Raw genomic sequence first — 16,711 nt, forward strand, 5'->3', positions numbered from 1 at the left:
ACGGCGGGAAAGGGATGAAAATTGAAAAGTATGTGGTACCATTTTGTAAACGGCTGATGGCTTGTGGGAATTGTATAGACACCAATAACCATAGGGCTTTCAGCCGTTTTCGTATATACCTTCATGAAAAATATGGGCTAACTGAAAGCGGTATACTTACTGTTTTTACCCGTTGCGAAGGAAACTGCGAACCATGGCAAAGTCCCCCAGAAAAGAAGTTGTATCGGACGAAACCAAATCGGACGCACTGAAGATTGCCCGTGCCACTCAGAAGCCGGGCCAGACCAAGGAGCAGACCAAACTGATCGCCCAAGGGATCGAGAAAGGGATTGCTCAGTACAAGAAACAGCAGAAGGCCAAAGCACGCGAGCTGGATCGCCAGCGCAAAAAGGACAAATCCGCAGCATCTTCCGCTATACCAGAAGCAGTAACCGACACCCCCGAAACGGTTCAGTCCGGCTCTAAGCTTCCTTGGATTCTACTTGTACTATCCTGGCTGGCGTTCGCCGCTTATCTGCTCCTTCAACAAAGTAGCTGATATTTTTCTAGCGTTTCGCTCATCATCTAAGCAGTGGCTCTTATGCTACTGCTCAATCTACAAGCGCCCTTTCCACCCACTCCAACCGGTCTTGCCCGAAATAGAGTTCACCATCCACAAACATCGTTGGCGCACCAAACACACCTCGCTCAACGGCCCCTCCAGTTGCAGAGATCAACGCCTGTTTTATCTCAGGCTGAGTCATCGCTTCCATCACCTGTGCAGCATCAAAATCCGCTTGATTGAGCACTTCAGTCATTACCTCTGCATTAGACAGATCCTTCCCACCCGCCCACGCGGCTGTGTACATTGCCTGGCTGTAAGTCTCAATACAGCCCTCTTCTAGCGCCCACATTGCACCACGCATAGCGCTGACAGTACTGAAGATAAAATGCGGATTCATCTGGTACGGAATGCCGTAGTACTCGGCGTAACGGGCGAAATCTTTTTGTATCCACTCCCACTTTGCTGGAATAGTGACCGGACTGGTATTACCTGTGGTTTTGAAAATTCCGCCCAACAACATCGGTTTGTAGTTGATTGTTGCGCCGGTTCGCTCGCAGATATCGTGCAAACGCTTAAAGGCGATATAGGACGCTGGGCTGATATAGTCGAAATAAAAGTCTACTGTCTTGCTCATCAATGATTCCTCTTATTGTTATCTGTGGGTTGGGTTACCAGGTTTCTGCGTAAGGGCGCACATCCTGCTCGAAGGTCCAGGCACTGCGTGATTGCTTATGCAGTTGCCAGTACACTTCCGCCAAGTCATCCGGTTGGATAATGCCGTCATTGCCTTTGCTGGCATAGAGATCAGGCAGAAACTCCTTGGTCGCTTCGTTCTCAATCAAGCCGTCGACTACAACATGGGCCACGTGAATACCCTGTGGGCTCAGTTCGCGCGACATACTCTGTGCCAACGCCCTCAATGCATGTTTGCCACCTGCAAACGCAGCGAAACCGCTGTTGCCACGCAGGCTGGCTGATGCGCCTGTAAACAGGATCGTGCCTTGCTGACGGGTGAGCATTTTCTTCGCCACTTCCCGCCCCACCAGAAAACCGGCCAGGGCACACATCTCCCATACCTTGCGATACACACGACTGCTGGTTTCAGTGATGCTGTAGCGAACGTTTCCACCGACGTTGAAGACTAATACGCTGATCGGCCCCAGCTCTGATTCCACTTTTTCGACCAGTTCAATCACCTGATCTTCATCCCGCGCATCCGAATGCACCGCCGTTACCTCAGATCCCAACGTCTGAACCTCATTGACTAAGGTATTCAGATCGCCACGACGGCGAGTGGCAACAATGTGAAAGCCCTCTTTGGCAAAGCGACGGGCAATGGCTGAACCCAGGTGATCACCCGCACCGATGATCAGAGCGATAGGCCTTTGAGCTGTTGTCATGCCCTTCTCCTTCCTGTCTATGTGATAACTAGAAAAAGTGTATGACGCGGCATAGAATAATTAAAATCGATTGTTTAGATCATTATGATAAACACCAGTTATAACTAAAGATTGGAGGGCCGACGTGGAGTTACAACAATTACGACTTTTCCTGGCAGCCGCTGAATCGGAAAGCTTCACCCGTGGTGCCGAGCGGGCTTTTGTCTCCCAACCGGCCCTTTCCGCGTCGATCTCCAAACTGGAAACAGAGATGGGGGTAAAACTCTTCACCCGAAACAAGCGCAACGTTGTGCTTACGCCTGCTGGCAGGATGCTCTTTAAACGCGCCAAAATCATTGTGGGCGAGTGCTCTAAAGCAAAAGATGAGCTGCGCTTACACGATGTACAGCGCATTCTGCGACTGGGCGTGATCAATACATTGCCCATCGCACAGGTCGCGCGATTGATCGAACAGTATCGTCGGGAAAACCCAAGCCTGACGTTGAGCGTGATCGACGCTAGCGGACCGGAAATAGAACGGTTGGAGAGAGAAGACCGCATCGATCTGGCGCTCACATTGTTGCCAGAGCAACCCAGCAACAACCGCGTGTTTGTGCACGCCAAAGAGCTGTTTCGTGAATCCTATGTGGTGGCAATGGCACCCGACCACCACCTCAGCCGCTCACCCTTGGTCAGCCTCGAAGATATCGCCAAAGAGCCGTTTATCGCCCGTTCCCACTGCGAGCACCGGCGTATCATCCAAACCTTGTTGAAGTCATACGGTATTCGATTAAACGTCACCTACGTGACCAATCAGGACGATCGAGCCTTGGCGCTGGTAGCAGCCGGGGTTGGCATTGCGATTGTGCCCGAAGGCTACAGCTCCCCCGGCATCGTGACGTGCCCGTTGAAAGAGATGCAGGATCACCGGGCGATTGGTTTTGAATGGGGACCAAGCGAAAGCGAGGAAGAGATAACGCGCTTTGTGGAGTTTGCCAGCACAGCGCGTTGGAAGTGAGATGCGGGTGTTAATTCACCCGCATTGCATCGATGTGCCAGCACACGCGACCGAACACATTGCGATCGCCGGTACCAATCAGCTCTAGCGGCGACTTGCCGTCATAGTACGGATCATCATGCGGTTTCGACATATAGCTGTACACCTCATCAGGATCTTTGTAGATCGAGCTTAGATCCGAATGGATGTTGAGAACGAACGTTACACGCTCACATTGTTCGTCACTCAGAATTTCTGGGAATGGCTGGTCAGGATCGAGCTTAAGAATCGACAGCGCTTGATTGGGCGTACATTGCCATTGCCTGAGGATATGTAATGCGTCGGTTAGGCCAGTGCTCATAGGTGTTACCCCCGATTACAACACTTTGAGTATCCCGCTAGCGCCAGTCCGGCCAGCCGGATACATAAATAATAGAATGCCCGATCAATTCTAGGTAATCCTGGGATTGTGGGAGTAGATCTTGGTCAATTCCGAGGCACCTTAATAGGCCTCCGCGGCTCACAGCTCCGATAACACCTCGGCACACTTCTCTCGCAACAGATCACGCAACATCAGTATTGCTGGTGTAACCTGCTTTCGGCTTGGGCAGAGCAACCATGCACTGAGTGGTTCAGACTCGTACTCAGGCAACAGCCTCACGATATTGCCCGCCCGTAGATCCGCGCTCAGATCCAGGCTGGATTTAAAGGCGATCCCCTTACCCGCAATCGCCCAGCGTCGAACGATGTCGGCATCGTTACTTTCGCGATTTCCTTTCACCTGAACTTTGTGACGCTCACCGTCTTTCATGAACTCCCAGGTATCGAATGCCCGGCTGCCGAGCAGGTAGCGTAAACAGTTGTGGTCGCGCAGTTCATCGGGATGCATGGGTTCACCGTACTTGGCCAGGTACTCTGGTGATGCAAACGCTATGCGGTTTACCGTTGCGATCTGAAACGCCACCATGCTGGAGTCTTCCGGCTCGCCATAACGCAGCGCCACATCCACCCGGTCCAGATAGAAGTCCGACAGCGAATCCCCCACGCTCAGATGCAATGAAAGCTCGGGATGCTCCTCCATCACCTCATCCAACCAGGGCAGCACGATGTTGCGGCCCAGATCCGACGATACCGACAACCGGATCTCCCCGGCGATCTTGCCACGCATGGCATCCAGTGAGGCTTTACCCTCTTCCAGCGAATCCAGGGCGTTGCGGCAATAGAGCAGAAAACGCTCCCCCTCGGAGGTAATGCGCAGTTGACGAGTCGAGCGGATAAACAGCTGCACTTCGAGCTGCTTCTCCAGTCGCTTCAGCGCCGCGCTGGCCGCAGCAGGCGTAATCCCCAACTGATCAGCAGACGCGGTGATGCTGCCGGTATCAGCCGTACGAACAAACAGAGCAAGATCGGACGTATTCATTATCAAAAATATATTGAAACTAATTAAATGATTACCCTGTTTTTAGCTTATATAGAATCGCACACAATGTCTCCATCAATTGCTAATATTGCTCCGTTAAACGGACGCTAAGCCAAGGAAACACACCATGAGCACACCTCTCACCATCGTTGCACGCATTGAAGCTAAACCAGATCAGATCGAGCTGGTGAAATCCGAGCTGACCAAGCTGATCGAACCAACCCGTGCGGAAGCGGGCTGCATCCAGTACGACCTGCACCAGGACAACAACCAGCCAGAAGTTTTCCTGTTTTTCGAAAATTGGGAAACCCGTGAGCTTTGGCAGGCACACATGGAAAACGACCACCTGAAAGCGTACATGGCAGCAACTGAAGGTGCGGTAGCGGACTTCACGCTGAACGAAATGTCACATATTGGCTAAGCTCCCTGCGAACCTCTGGCCTGATAGATGAATCCAGTCTGTCAGGCCTTCTGATCTCCATCCCGCGACACTCAACAATTGCAACAACCCGCTGATTCGAAAGCAGAAAATCGACCTCATCGACTACCTTCTTCGGCTCGCTAAAAAATAACTATCAAGCCATTCAATATTTCCAACTGTGCTCCTGCCCTTACCTGTCCTACCTTGAAAAGACAGTCGTTGAATTAGCCCTCAACCAACAGTTTCAAGCAGGTGAACCCAATGGATACCAAGAACACTTCTGCAGGCAAATGCCCCTTTATGCACGGCGGCAACACGCGCATGGGCGGCAGCGGCACCAAGAATTTTGATTGGTGGCCCAACCAACTGAATCTCAAGATCCTTCATCAGAACGACCGCAAGTCCAACCCGATGGACAGCGGGTTTAGCTATGCTGACGAGTTCAGCAAACTGGACCTCAACGAAGTCAAAGCCGATATCGAGCATGTGCTGACCGACTCCCAGGACTGGTGGCCAGCAGATTACGGTCACTACGGACCGTTTATGATCCGCATGGCCTGGCATGCAGCCGGTACATACCGCAGCGCCGATGGCCGTGGTGGCGCTAACACCGGCAACCAGCGCTTTGCGCCCCTCAACAGCTGGCCGGACAACGGCAACCTCGACAAAGCCCGCCGCCTGTTGTGGCCGGTGAAGCAGAAATATGGCAACAAACTCTCCTGGGCCGATCTGTATATCCTCGCCGGTAACGTGGCGATCGAATCCATGGGTCTGAAGACCTTTGGTTTTGGTGGTGGCCGCGAAGATATCTGGGAACCGGAAGAAGACGTGTACTGGGGTAGCGAAACCGAGTGGCTCGACAACAAGCGCTACAGTGGTGATAGCGGTGATTGCGAACTGGAAGCCCCTTTGGCTGCAGTGCAGATGGGACTGATCTACGTGAACCCCGAAGGCCCAAATGGTAAACCTGATCCGGTCGCATCGGGTAATGACGTGCGCGAAACCTTCGCCCGCATGGCGATGAATGACTATGAAACCGTCGCCCTCACTGCCGGTGGTCACACCTTCGGTAAAGCCCACGGTGCCGGTGATGCCGCCCATGTGGGACCGGAACCGGAAGCAGCACCTCTCGAAGAGATGGGTTTCGGCTGGAAGAGCACTCACGCCAGCGGCAAAGGCAGCGATACCATCACCAGCGGCATTGAAGGTGCGTGGACACCGAACCCAACACGATGGGATAACGGCTACTTCGATGTACTGCTCGGTTACGACTGGGAGCTAAGCAAAAGCCCGGCAGGTGCCCACCAGTGGGTTCCGAAAAACCTGGCGGACAACGACCATGCGCCCGACGCAGAAGACGCGAGCAAACGTGTGAGCATCATGATGACCACTGCGGATATGTCGATGCGCGAAGACCCGGCTTACCGCAAGATCTCCGAGCACTTCCACCAGCATCCGGACGAGTTCGCCGACGCCTTCGCACGTGCCTGGTTCAAGCTCACCCACCGCGATATGGGGCCTAAATCCCGCTATCTTGGCCCGGAAGTACCGGCTGAAGACCTGATCTGGCAAGATCCACTGCCAGCGGTCAATCATGATCTGATTGATGCCAACGACATTGCTCAGCTGAAACAGACCATCCTGGCATCCGGCCTGTCCGTGCCACAGCTGGTGTACACCGCCTGGTCATCTGCCTCCACCTACCGTGGATCAGACCATCGCGGCGGTGCCAACGGTGCCCGTATCCGGCTGGCCCCGCAGAACAGCTGGGACGTGAACCAACCCGATCAGCTGCATCAGGTATTAAGCACTTTCGAGTCGATTCAAAATGACTTCAACAGCGCGCAGTCTGGTAACAAAGCGGTTTCATTAGCTGACCTGATTGTACTGGGTGGTTCGGCTGCTATCGAAAAAGCGGCGCAGGATGCAGGCTTCAGTATCGACGTCCCATTCACGCCGGGCCGCGTCGATGCCAGCGAAGATCAAACCGATGCCGAATCCTTTGATGTGCTGGAACCGGCTGCCGATGGCTTCCGCAACTATCAGAAGGCCCGCTACAGCGTATCGGCTGAAGAGCTGCTGCTAGACCGTGCTCAACTGCTCACGCTGACTGCCCCCGAAATGACCGTCCTTGTCGGTGGCTTGCGAGTACTGGATGCCAACCACGGCCAGTCCAAAAGTGGCGTATTCACCAACCGCCCGGGGGTACTGAGTAACGACTTCTTCGTCAATCTGGTGGATATGAGCACCGAATGGACACCGATCACCGAGGAAGCGAACGAGTTCGAAGGCCGTGATCGGGATACTGGCGCCCTAAAATGGACTGCCTCCCGCGTGGACTTGGTGTTTGGCTCCAACTCACAGCTGCGTGCTCTGTCTGAGGTGTACGCCAGCGACGATTCACAAGAGAAGTTCGTGCATGACTTCGTGAATGCATGGGTGAAAGTGATGAACGCGGATCGATTTGATCTGAAATAGATCTGATCTTTCGTGAAGTCCTACTAAAGAGGTCTTTTTAGGCCTCTTTTTTTTGTGCGTTTGCTAAAGTGTGAAGCACACCCTATCCATCAAAATTCATGTAGCGCTAGGAGCCCAACCATGACCAAACTCTGCCACTCATGCTGCGCACCACTCGAAAACCCTGACTTCAAAGGTACGTCAGATATCTACTGTAAATACTGCGTCGATGAAAACGGGAACCTGAAGCCTCAGAAGAACGTGCATTGGGGTATCGCGCAGTGGCTGAAATCCTGGCAACCGGGGATTGATGATGAGACGGCGTTAGAACGCGCGGGTCACTTTATGAAAGCGATGCCTGCGTGGAGTGATAAGTAAACGCGGATTATGTAGCTTGGTGTGGGTAGGAGGAGCATCCGGTCAGATGCCCCTGCCCTGCTGATACTGCAGAGTGTTACATCAACTCACTTGGGTCGATAACTACACCCAGAGAGTTTTTGTCGATCATCTTTTCCTTCGTGGTTTCTTTGTACCTGAAGGTCACTTTCTTGCCGATTTCGATTGGCAGTTCTTTGTCAGGTGACAGGTAACTAAATTCCTCAGAATCTACCGTAATGCGGTGAATGTAGTACTGAGGCATGCCTACCCAATCGTTGTAAGGCCCTTCGGTTTTTACTGCTTCCATGATACCCCGACCGACCTTCTTCGGATTGGCACGCTTGTATCCTGATCTTCTCATACTTAACCTTCTTTCATTCGTGCGAATAGCGACTGCTCTGTATAGGCTAACACAGCATGAGAGAAAGGCTACCTTGATGGGGTATTCCGTTGCGACCTTTCGTGATTGCGGGCATGGCTAAGTTCATGGTAGGCCTAGGAAAATCCTGTAGCAGCCCGCTCCGAGGGCGACATCTTCCGGACGTTGAAATGTCGCGGTCAGAGCCCGCTGCTACAGGGGACGAGGTTTATACCTCTACAACCACCTTACCCATTGCCTGGCCGCTTTCGAGGCGTGCGTGGGCTTTCCCGATCTCAGCCAGTGAGTAGTTTGTATCATCCAGTACCGGCTTCAGCTCACCCGCCTCTGCGATCTTCGCCAGTGCATTCAGAATACGGCCATGCTCTTCACGGCCGTGGTCGTGGATCATCGGGATCAGCATAAAGACCACGTGCAGAGACAGGCCTTTGAAGTGTGCAACGGACAGATCCAGCTCCACCATCGATACGGTCGATGCGATCTGACCATTAAGTGCAGCAGCCTCGAAGGAGTTTGCCATGTTGGCGCCACCTACAGAGTCGAACACCAGATCAAAGCCCGCACCGCTGGTGTGTTCAGCCACGTAATCCGCAACGGTTTCGGTTTTGTAGTTGATTGGCTTTGCACCGAGTGATTCGATCAGCTTAAGCTGCGCTTCGCCGCCACCGGTAGAGTACACATCCGCGCCAAAGTGACGTGCCAGCTGCAGTGCAACGTGACCCACACCACCAGAACCACCGTGCACCAAAACCTGCTGACCTTTGGCGACTCCCGCTCGCTTCAAGCCTTCGTACGCCGTAATCCCCACCAGTGGCAGAGCCGCTGCTTCGCGCATGGAAAGGTTATTAGGTTTGCGTGCAATCAGGCGCGCATCCGCCACCATGTATTCCGCCAGGGTACCCTGCAGGTCACACAGTCCACCTGCACAACCGTAGACTTCATCACCCACGGCGAAGCCGGCTACATTCTCACCCACTTCTTCAACAACACCGGCGAAATCCATACCCAGTACGGCAGGCAGATCCGGGGAGATCGGCAGCTCTTTACCCATCTGACGGATCATCGTGTCGACGGTGTTTACGCTGGTTGCTGCGATACGAACCAGTACATGACCAGACTTCACTTCAGGGGTAGGAATCTCGGCCAGCTCAAAGTTTTCAGGACCACCGAATTCGCGAACAACCATTGCTTTCATTGAAAATTGCCTCGTTAAGTTTGCAATAGTTGTATTCTAATTTTGTCTGACTAAGATGATAATTCACCTCAATAAACAATCAGTTTATAGAAATTATTGAAAATAGATGATGGATATCGAACACCTGAAACTGTTTGTGCGACTGGCCGCAACCCACAACATCAGCATGGCGGGCCGCGAGCTGGGCTTGTCACCGGCGGTTGCCAGCGCCCATATCAGTAAGCTGGAACAGGGCCTCGGTGTTCGCCTGCTCCATCGCACCACGCGCAAGGTATCTCTCACCGAAGAAGGGCTGGCATTTCTGCCCCATGCCGAAGAGGTGCTGGCCAGTGTGGAAGCCGCACGGGCATCCGTCGGAGCTGGTGAAGTCTCACCCCAAGGCACCCTGCGTGTGACCGCTCCTGCATCATTCGGACGCATGCACCTGGTTCCGGCGCTGAAAGGTTTTCTGGATCGCTATCCCGATCTGGATATCGATCTGCGCCTAAGCGATACAATCATTGATATGGTGGAGGGCGGCTTCGATATCGCCATTCGTAATGCCGGGTTGAAGGATTCCACGTTGATCGCCCGTAAGCTTATGGACGACCACCGGATAGTATGTACTTCGCCAGCGTATCTAGAACAACACGGAGCCCCCGCATCGCCTGAAGAGTTAAAAAACCACCGCTGTGTATGTCTGCACGGACTGGATACCTGGACCTTCGCTACGCCGGATGGTGCGGTGGCGGTAAAAACCAAAAGCCGGTTGAAAACAGATAACGGGGAAGCGATGCGAGATGCCTGCGCCGACGGCTTAGGCGTGGCGATCAGCTCGAAGTGGAGTGTGTATCAACACCTGGAGCGTGGTGATCTGGTGGAGATCCTGCACGACTACCCGTTAGTGTCTGATACGGCGATCTGGGCGGTATACCCCAGCTCACGTTTGTTGGCGCCCAAAGTGCGGGCGTTTATCGATTACTTTGCCGAACGGTTTAGCAACATGCCGTTTTGAGGCCGTCAGCGACAGCCTCACATCTTTAGCATTACACGCGGGCCCGTCAGCCCCTCACAATTCACGTCCGGGTGATGTTTTCACTCATTACTTATTTCTCAGTGTTCGTGGTGAGTTCAGACAACACCGACTCAATTACACGAATCACTTCCTTCACCTTTTCGTGGTTCAATGCTTCCGTATGAGGTGAGGCAAACTGATGGGAATCGTTATCAAAGTACTGACCATTGGCATCGGCAAACTCCTCGGACAGCGCGGCGCGAACTAAAATATCTGCACCAATACCGATATCGCCCCCGGCCACTCCGAAACCCTCCTGCACCATCTTGCTGCCGAGCATCGAACCCGGATTTACGGCGATGATTGATGGACAGTTGTCTTCCAGAGAAAACGCCATGGAGCGCGACCAGATCGTCAGGGCCAGCTTGCTTTGGGCATAAGCGGCAAAGTCTTCCGCAATCTTCACACGACCCGCTAATGCCTCGGTATCGACCGGGGACTGTGCAGCCGAGGAGAGATTCACTACGCGTCCGGACTCGCTCATCAGCGGCATCAAGCGTTTTGTCAGGAGGTACGGCGCCAGGGTGTTGACGGCAAAACGCACATCCAGCCCATCTTTTGTAATCGGATCTGGCGCACGGAAGATACCAGCGTTGTTGATCAATACATCGAGACGAACGTTTCGCGCAGCAACGGCTGCGGCAAACGCCTCAACCTGAGCCATATCCGACAGATCTGCCTGGTAGCTTTCGATACGCCGCTCTCCTCCTAACGCCTCCAACTCCTCTTCCGCAGCCGCCAGTTTCGCTGCGCTGCGGCCGTGAATCAGTACGTTGTGACCCATCGCAACCAGCTTGCGGGCTGTAGCCAAACCGATACCATCGGTTGAGCCTGTAATCAGAATCGTTTTCTGCATAATGTGGTGCTCCTTTATTGCAGCGGGGAGAATTCAGGCAGAAGCTCTTCCGCCATCCGTTTCAGTGTTGTTTCGATATCTGCCTGGTTAAATCTCAAATTCAGTGCCACGTGGTTTACGCCGATCTCTTCCAGTGACTTCAGATAACCACGCAAGTGATTCATACCGGACCTAAACCCCAGATGAATGGGTTGTGCGGGTTCGTCCGGATTGTCCGCCAGATCAATGTACAGTGGTTGCATGGCGGGTTGTGCCGGGCGACCGGCGGCCAAGGTACGTTCACGCCAGCTTTCGATGATCTCGGCCTGCAATGAGACATTGCGTAGGTAAAGCATCCAACCATCACCATTCTGTGCGATCCAGTCCGGACTTTGCTGGCTGGCACCGGTGATCAGCATCGGCAAGCGCCCAGCCGTGGGTTTCGGCACCATATCCATCCCACCGGAAGGACTACCGTAGCTGCTCTCAAACGTTGGGTGGTGTTCCCACATCTGTTGGATATATTCGAAGCTTTCGCGAAAACGCCGGCCACGATCATCATAGATCAGATTCAGGGCTGGATACTCTTCCGGTCGATCCCCGGAAGCCACACCCACAATCAGACGACCACCGGACAATTGATCCGCACTGGCGATCGCTTTTGCCACATGGGCCGGATGGCGCAGTGGCAATACCACACTGGCGATTCCCAGCGCTATTTTATGGGTCTGGGCAGCCAGGAAACCGAGATAAACAAATGGATCGTAAAGTTGGCCGGCATCGCCAAACGACGGCACATTCAACGGAACATCACGCAACCAGGCCGCGGAAAAACCCAATTCCTCGGCTAATTGAATGCGCTCCAGATGGTGCGTCATGGTTGGTACGGGTGACTGGTCGTAGTTTTCCAGCGGCACCACCAAACCAAGGCTCAGCCGATTCGCTTGAAACACGAAATCGTAGCCTGTGTTGATGCGCTGAAAACTTAAACCAGTGTGTAGGGGCTGCATGGACGACTCCGCCAGAGTGATCGGTAGAATAACTACCAATGTATCAGCACGGCTTACTGCTGATAATCAATCTATAACAAGAGTCAGTTTTAAGATTTTATTGATAATAGAGCGTGTAAAACCTGATCTAACGTGGTGAAGCCATGCCTTACATGAGTGGCTTAAACCAGTGGTAGTTCGGTTCAGACTGGGCGTTATCAATATTTTCAGGCGGTGTCACGCCCTGACCGTCCCCTTCCCTGCATGAGCCACAATAGCTACGCATTTCCAGATTGAAACGGTACCCGGAGCGTGGTTCTGGGCTGCTACCGTGCAGATGCGCACTGGAAAAACAGAGCAGATCCCCCGGTGCGATTAGGATGGGAACGCCTTTGTGAGTATCAATCGCCTCCTTTGCCTCAGGAGCATAGGGGTAGCCGATTTGAGCATCCGCAGACTGGGATCGTGCCAACCGGCGGGCTTCTCGAAACGCCTCGAATGACCACTCTGCAGTCGTGTTGGCAACAGGCGCATCCCAGTATTCGGGATAGAAAACCAGGGTATTGTTCGCAGAGATGGGATACAGCGGCGTCCACCAGTTAATCTGCTGCTGGATATTACTGCCCCAGGTATCACGGTGGTAACCGATGCTGCCTCTAAACTGCGCGTTCGACTTTTCCGTGGGTGGAACGCAACGCAGAAACAACTTATCCGCAAAGTTACGCGTAACATCCATTCCACTCTGCGCAAGGGCATGAGCAAACAACTCCCGTGTTTGTGACATTGCATTAAACCGCTGTAGCAATGCTGCCATCCGTGCGCTGAAGTCACTCGAGTGCGCATCAACATCCTCAAACCGATCACCCAGGGTTTGCCGAACCACTCGATCCAACAACCCCTGTAGTGCCTGCAGCGCAGGGATCTGGCTAAACACAATCAGATCCCCACGAAACAGGATTTCGTCACGCGCTCGGTCATTAAGCGGCCCTGAGGTGCGCACAATCTCCATTAGCTGGATTTCTGAGTGCGTCGATGGAACGGCGTTCGCGGTGCAGTCACACTGCCCTGATAGCTCTCAGCGCTGAGGCTAAGCAGCTGAAGTGCCTGTTCCAGATCTTTCTGTTCAGATAGCGCTATCGCATCAAAACCACAACGCAGCAGGTATGGCACCTGGTCGGGCAGCAAAGTCCCGGTGGCTCGCAGTTCACCCGTGTAACCAAAGATTTCCCTCAAGAGCGAGGCATCGGAAAACCCGGTGCCGTCGGTGAAGCTGGTAAAGCGGATCGCCACGACAGGCGCGGCATTGATCACCAATTCCATCTCGTCGGTCACCTGCCCTGCATCCAACCAGAAGCCAGGTGTGTGTTCGAGCCCTTCGAAATCGGGCTGCAACTTGAGCCATTGCTCAAACGGTAGAATCAACTGGCTTTGAGTAAGAGAGTTCGGTTCAGCAGCTTCTTCTGCCATCTGCCAGCTATCAAGCTGAACAGAACCATTTTTAAGAATGTGAGGCATAAACGCGTTCCTTAAATGGGGCTTTACCTAAGCGCTCGTAAACAGCAGTAAAACTGTCATTGCTATCCGCGCGGTGCTCTACGTAAACATCAATGATCTTCTCGACCGCACTGGCGACCCGCTCCATCGGCAAGGACGGTCCCAACACTTTGCCGATAGAAGACCGCTGGCCCGTCTCACCACCCAGAGTAATCTGGTAAAACTCTTCGCCGTTTTTATCGACACCCAGAATACCGATGTTAGCGATATGGTGATGTGCACAAGCGTTAATACAGCCTGAAATACGCAAACTTAGATCCCCCAGGTTGTAGAGCTGCTGCAGGTCACCGAAGCGTTGCAGGATCGCCTCGTTGATTGGCAAAGAACGGGCATTCGCCAAGTTGCAGAAGTCACCACCCGGACAGCAGACAGTATCGATCAATGTGCCTGCGGTTGGCGTAGCGAGATCTAACGCATCCAGCTGTTTCCAAAGGGCGTAAAGATCCGAGCCTTTCACATCGGTGAGCAGCAGATTCTGCTGCTGGGTGGATCGGACTTCGCCAAAGGAGTACTGCTCAGCAAGGTCTGCGATCTGTTCCAGCTGATGGGTTGTGATATCGCCAGGAGCCCGATTCTTATGTTTGAGCGAGATCGTCACAATTCGGTAGCCGGGTACTTTATGCTGCCAAATGTTGCGCTCCAGCCAACGACCGTAGGCAGTGTCAGCAGCGGGTGCTGTGGTCTCTTCGGCGATCAGCGGTGCATACTCCGGTGCGCTGAAAAACGACTTCGCATAGTCGATCTCTTCTTCAGTGAGCAGCGTGTCATCGCGGTAGTTCTTCTGATACTCCGCTTCCACCTGCTGGCTAAAGGCCTCGATACCCAAACTGCCCACCAGGATTTTGATACGCGCTTTGTATTTGTTATCGCGTCGGCCATAACGGTTGTACACCCGCAGAATCGCCTTCAGGTATCCCAACAACTGCTCCTGCGGCAGGAACTCTCGCACCACCTGCGCAAGCATCGGTGTACGGCCCAAGCCTCCACCCACCCAGACCTTAAAGCCAAGCGCGCCGCTCTCATCAAGTACCAGCTGCAGGCCGATATCGTGCAATCGGATCGACGCACGGTCCTCTTCTGCACCAATTACAGCGATCTTGAATTTACGTGGCAGGAAGGCGAACTCAGGGTGCAGAGATGACCACTGACGGATGATTTCGCAGTACGGTCGTGGATCAGCCACTTCGTCATCACACACACCTGCCAGCGGATCTGAGGTGGTGTTACGAATACAGTTGCCGCTGGTCTGGATGCTGTGCATCTCCACACTGGAGAGCGCATTGAGGATATCGGGTACCTCATGCATCTGCACCCAGTTAAACTGCACGTTTTGGCGGGTGGTGATGTGACAGTAACCCTTGTCGTGGTCCCAGCAAATACGGGCCAGCATCCTTAACTGATTTGACGACAGCATGCCGTAAGGGATCGCGACCCTCAGCATCGGTGCATGTTTTTGCACATACAAACCGTTCTGAAGACGCAGAGGCAGAAACGCTTCTTCACTGATCTCACCCTTGAGGTAGCGCTCCATCTGGTTACTGAACTGTAAAACGCGGTTGCGGACAACCTGATGATCAAGCTCATCGTATCTGTACATCGAGGAAAGGACTCACGCTATTTGTTGTAATAGCGCCCAAGGTAAGGGTTCCTCTCAAACGGGTACAGGTACAATTTTTTTAATAAACAGGGGCACAGATAGAAATTAGGAGCGTTCGTTCCGGAACACAGCGGTTTGCTCCAGCAGCCAGCTACGCAGCATCTGCATCGCAGGCAGCTCTGCCAGATCGTTTCGACACACAAAGTAGTGCCCACGCGTTGGCGCAGGATAGCTATTGTTCACAGGCCGGATCAGGCGACCGTCGTCCAACCGATCCTGCACCAGATGTCGCCAGCCCAATCCAACACCTACATCCTGCAGCACTGCATCCAATAGCATCGAAAAGTGGCTGAAGGTCATCTCTGCTTTCGCCGGTTGAGAACCAACACCACACTGCCGTAACCAAAAATTCCAATCCACCGGCGACCACCAGCGCGCTTTCCAGAACTGCGGATCAAGATCCAGCAACGGTTGCTGCACCAACCCGTCTAACGTAACAACTTCGGGATGAGCATCACGAAACGCAGGTGTACATACGGGAAAGATATCCTCCGCAAACAGGAAATCAGACTGGTAACCCGCGTCCTCTTCCAACCCCAAGGTGATCGCCGCATCAAACTTATCCGCCACCAGCGGGTTTTCATCCACGCTGACCAGATTCAGATGCAGATCCGGGTACAGACTGCGCAGCGCATTTAAGCGCGGCACCAACCAGAGTTGGGCAAAGGAGCTGGTCACATGGAGATTGAGGTGGGTTGGGCCAGCACTGTGCTGAATTTCGTGGCTGGTTTCAGCAATATCAAGCAGGCTGCGGTGGACGGTGGTGTAGAGTTTGCGCCCTGCTTCAGTGAGCTCCACCCGCCGGTGTGCACGCAGGAACAGATCGGTTTTCAGCGCGGATTCCAGATACCGGATCTGACGACTCACGGCCGCCTGGGTTACGCACAGTTCGTCCGCAGCATCCTTAAAGCTGCACAGGCGAGCCGCCGCTTCGAAGGTACGTAGCGCATTTAGCGGAGGCAGGAAGATCGGTTTTTGCTCCATACCAGCCTCTTTTCGTCACTTAGTTACTGCAACCAACGCAATAGCCACAGGCAGATCATCCCACCTACCACCGGCCAGAACACGCTGCGGCTGAACTTGGCGATCAGTATACATACCAACGCGGCCATCACTTGGGCGGTATCCAACTGGTACTCGGTCGCCGGACGTGTAAACAGAATCGCCGGGATACAAAGTGCCGCCAGAATCGCAGGCGGCAAGAGCATCAAAATGTCTTTGCTGCGATCCAGCAGTTCACGTGTGGCGCCATGAAGTTCGATAAATGACACGCGGACCAGAAAGGTGCCCAGCCCCACGGCGAAAAAGAGTAACCAGAGCGTAACCGTATCCATCAGCGCCCCTCCTGCGGTTTGGCCTGACGGTCCAACAATTTAGGTAACAGCAAACCAGCAGTCACACCTGCAGCAACCGCAACGATGAAGCCGCTGTTATACGGCAGCAGCTGAAACA

Annotated in this window: 19 protein-coding genes; 6 read left to right on the forward strand and 13 right to left on the reverse strand. The window is 53.5% G+C overall.

Features of this window, described 5'->3' with window-relative positions; all coding sequences use genetic code 11:
• Nucleotides 1-193: 193 nt before the first annotated feature.
• Nucleotides 194-538, forward strand: coding sequence for a DUF2956 domain-containing protein (locus ACEQ15_RS04615; RefSeq protein WP_370277898.1), 345 nt, complete (start codon nucleotides 194-196; stop codon nucleotides 536-538).
• Between the two features lie 52 nt (nucleotides 539-590).
• Here the strand turns inward: ACEQ15_RS04615 and ACEQ15_RS04620 are convergent, their stop codons facing one another.
• Together ACEQ15_RS04620 and ACEQ15_RS04625 are read right to left on the reverse strand one after the other, a co-directional pair.
• Nucleotides 591-1,178 (reverse strand): 2-hydroxychromene-2-carboxylate isomerase, encoded by a 588-nt coding sequence (locus ACEQ15_RS04620; protein ID WP_370277899.1) that lies wholly within the window; start codon nucleotides 1,176-1,178, stop codon nucleotides 591-593.
• Between the two features lie 34 nt (nucleotides 1,179-1,212).
• Nucleotides 1,213-1,944, reverse strand: a complete 732-nt coding sequence (locus ACEQ15_RS04625; RefSeq protein ID WP_370277901.1) for an SDR family oxidoreductase — start codon at nucleotides 1,942-1,944, stop codon at nucleotides 1,213-1,215.
• Between the two features lie 124 nt (nucleotides 1,945-2,068).
• On the opposite strand from ACEQ15_RS04625, the gene ACEQ15_RS04630 reads away from it, so the two are divergent.
• Nucleotides 2,069-2,941, forward strand: a complete 873-nt coding sequence (locus ACEQ15_RS04630) for a LysR family transcriptional regulator (RefSeq protein WP_370277902.1) — start codon at nucleotides 2,069-2,071, stop codon at nucleotides 2,939-2,941.
• A gap of 10 nt (nucleotides 2,942-2,951) precedes the next feature.
• Here ACEQ15_RS04630 and ACEQ15_RS04635 read toward each other — a convergent pair whose 3' ends face one another.
• The gene (locus ACEQ15_RS04635; RefSeq protein WP_370277903.1) at nucleotides 2,952-3,281 is read right to left on the reverse strand and encodes a hypothetical protein; all 330 of its coding nucleotides are present in this window, start codon (nucleotides 3,279-3,281) and stop codon (nucleotides 2,952-2,954) included.
• Between the two features lie 159 nt (nucleotides 3,282-3,440).
• Nucleotides 3,441-4,340, reverse strand: a complete 900-nt coding sequence (locus ACEQ15_RS04640; RefSeq protein WP_370277906.1) for a LysR family transcriptional regulator — start codon at nucleotides 4,338-4,340, stop codon at nucleotides 3,441-3,443.
• Nucleotides 4,341-4,467: 127 nt separating this feature from the next.
• Between ACEQ15_RS04640 and ACEQ15_RS04645 the strand changes: the two genes are divergently transcribed.
• The 3 genes from ACEQ15_RS04645 (at nucleotide 4,468) to ACEQ15_RS04655 (ending at nucleotide 7,596) form a co-directional block, all read left to right on the forward strand.
• Entirely contained in the window at nucleotides 4,468-4,761 is a 294-nt protein-coding gene (locus ACEQ15_RS04645; protein WP_370277907.1) for a putative quinol monooxygenase, read from the forward strand.
• A 261-nt stretch (nucleotides 4,762-5,022) separates the two neighbouring features.
• Nucleotides 5,023-7,239, forward strand: coding sequence for a catalase/peroxidase HPI (gene katG / locus ACEQ15_RS04650; RefSeq protein WP_370277908.1), 2,217 nt, complete (start codon nucleotides 5,023-5,025; stop codon nucleotides 7,237-7,239).
• Between the two features lie 120 nt (nucleotides 7,240-7,359).
• Nucleotides 7,360-7,596 carry a zinc ribbon domain-containing protein gene (locus tag ACEQ15_RS04655; protein WP_370277910.1) on the forward strand — a complete coding sequence of 79 codons (237 nt, stop codon included), beginning with the start codon at nucleotides 7,360-7,362 and terminating at the stop codon, nucleotides 7,594-7,596.
• Between the two features lie 76 nt (nucleotides 7,597-7,672).
• Here the strand turns inward: ACEQ15_RS04655 and ACEQ15_RS04660 are convergent, their stop codons facing one another.
• Entirely contained in the window at nucleotides 7,673-7,957 is a 285-nt protein-coding gene (locus tag ACEQ15_RS04660; RefSeq protein WP_370277911.1) for a hypothetical protein, read from the reverse strand.
• A 226-nt stretch (nucleotides 7,958-8,183) separates the two neighbouring features.
• Nucleotides 8,184-9,170 (reverse strand): zinc-dependent alcohol dehydrogenase family protein, encoded by a 987-nt coding sequence (locus ACEQ15_RS04665; protein ID WP_370277912.1) that lies wholly within the window; start codon nucleotides 9,168-9,170, stop codon nucleotides 8,184-8,186.
• 106 nt (nucleotides 9,171-9,276) lie between these two features.
• On the opposite strand from ACEQ15_RS04665, the gene ACEQ15_RS04670 reads away from it, so the two are divergent.
• Entirely contained in the window at nucleotides 9,277-10,164 is an 888-nt protein-coding gene (locus ACEQ15_RS04670) for a LysR family transcriptional regulator (RefSeq protein WP_370277913.1), read from the forward strand.
• 91 nt (nucleotides 10,165-10,255) lie between these two features.
• Here the strand turns inward: ACEQ15_RS04670 and ACEQ15_RS04675 are convergent, their stop codons facing one another.
• The 7 genes from ACEQ15_RS04675 to ACEQ15_RS04705 all read right to left on the reverse strand — a co-directional run bounded on the left by ACEQ15_RS04675 (nucleotide 10,256) and on the right by ACEQ15_RS04705 (nucleotide 16,593).
• Nucleotides 10,256-11,080 carry an SDR family NAD(P)-dependent oxidoreductase gene (locus ACEQ15_RS04675; protein WP_370277915.1) on the reverse strand — a complete coding sequence of 275 codons (825 nt, stop codon included), beginning with the start codon at nucleotides 11,078-11,080 and terminating at the stop codon, nucleotides 10,256-10,258.
• 14 nt (nucleotides 11,081-11,094) lie between these two features.
• Nucleotides 11,095-12,069: an LLM class oxidoreductase gene (locus ACEQ15_RS04680; protein ID WP_370277916.1), complete on the reverse strand. Its 975-nt coding sequence runs from the start codon at nucleotides 12,067-12,069 to the stop codon at nucleotides 11,095-11,097.
• A 148-nt stretch (nucleotides 12,070-12,217) separates the two neighbouring features.
• Nucleotides 12,218-13,057 (reverse strand): hypothetical protein, encoded by an 840-nt coding sequence (locus ACEQ15_RS04685; RefSeq protein ID WP_370277917.1) that lies wholly within the window; start codon nucleotides 13,055-13,057, stop codon nucleotides 12,218-12,220.
• The gene (locus ACEQ15_RS04690; RefSeq protein ID WP_370277918.1) at nucleotides 13,057-13,563 is read right to left on the reverse strand and encodes a DUF934 domain-containing protein; all 507 of its coding nucleotides are present in this window, start codon (nucleotides 13,561-13,563) and stop codon (nucleotides 13,057-13,059) included. Before ACEQ15_RS04690 ends, ACEQ15_RS04685 begins: the two co-directional genes overlap by 1 nt.
• The gene (locus ACEQ15_RS04695; RefSeq protein ID WP_370277919.1) at nucleotides 13,547-15,199 is read right to left on the reverse strand and encodes a nitrite/sulfite reductase; all 1,653 of its coding nucleotides are present in this window, start codon (nucleotides 15,197-15,199) and stop codon (nucleotides 13,547-13,549) included. Before ACEQ15_RS04695 ends, ACEQ15_RS04690 begins: the two co-directional genes overlap by 17 nt.
• Before the next feature lie 105 nt (nucleotides 15,200-15,304).
• On the reverse strand, nucleotides 15,305-16,243 hold the full coding sequence (locus tag ACEQ15_RS04700; protein WP_370277920.1) for a LysR substrate-binding domain-containing protein: 939 nt from the start codon (nucleotides 16,241-16,243) through the stop codon (nucleotides 15,305-15,307).
• Nucleotides 16,244-16,266: 23 nt separating this feature from the next.
• Nucleotides 16,267-16,593 carry an AzlD domain-containing protein gene (locus tag ACEQ15_RS04705; RefSeq protein ID WP_370277921.1) on the reverse strand — a complete coding sequence of 109 codons (327 nt, stop codon included), beginning with the start codon at nucleotides 16,591-16,593 and terminating at the stop codon, nucleotides 16,267-16,269.
• Between the last annotated feature and the right edge of the window lie 118 nt (nucleotides 16,594-16,711).

It is taken from the genome of Pontibacterium sp. (assembly GCF_964228735.1).
Taxonomy (GTDB): Bacteria; Pseudomonadota; Gammaproteobacteria; order Pseudomonadales; family Balneatricaceae; genus Pontibacterium.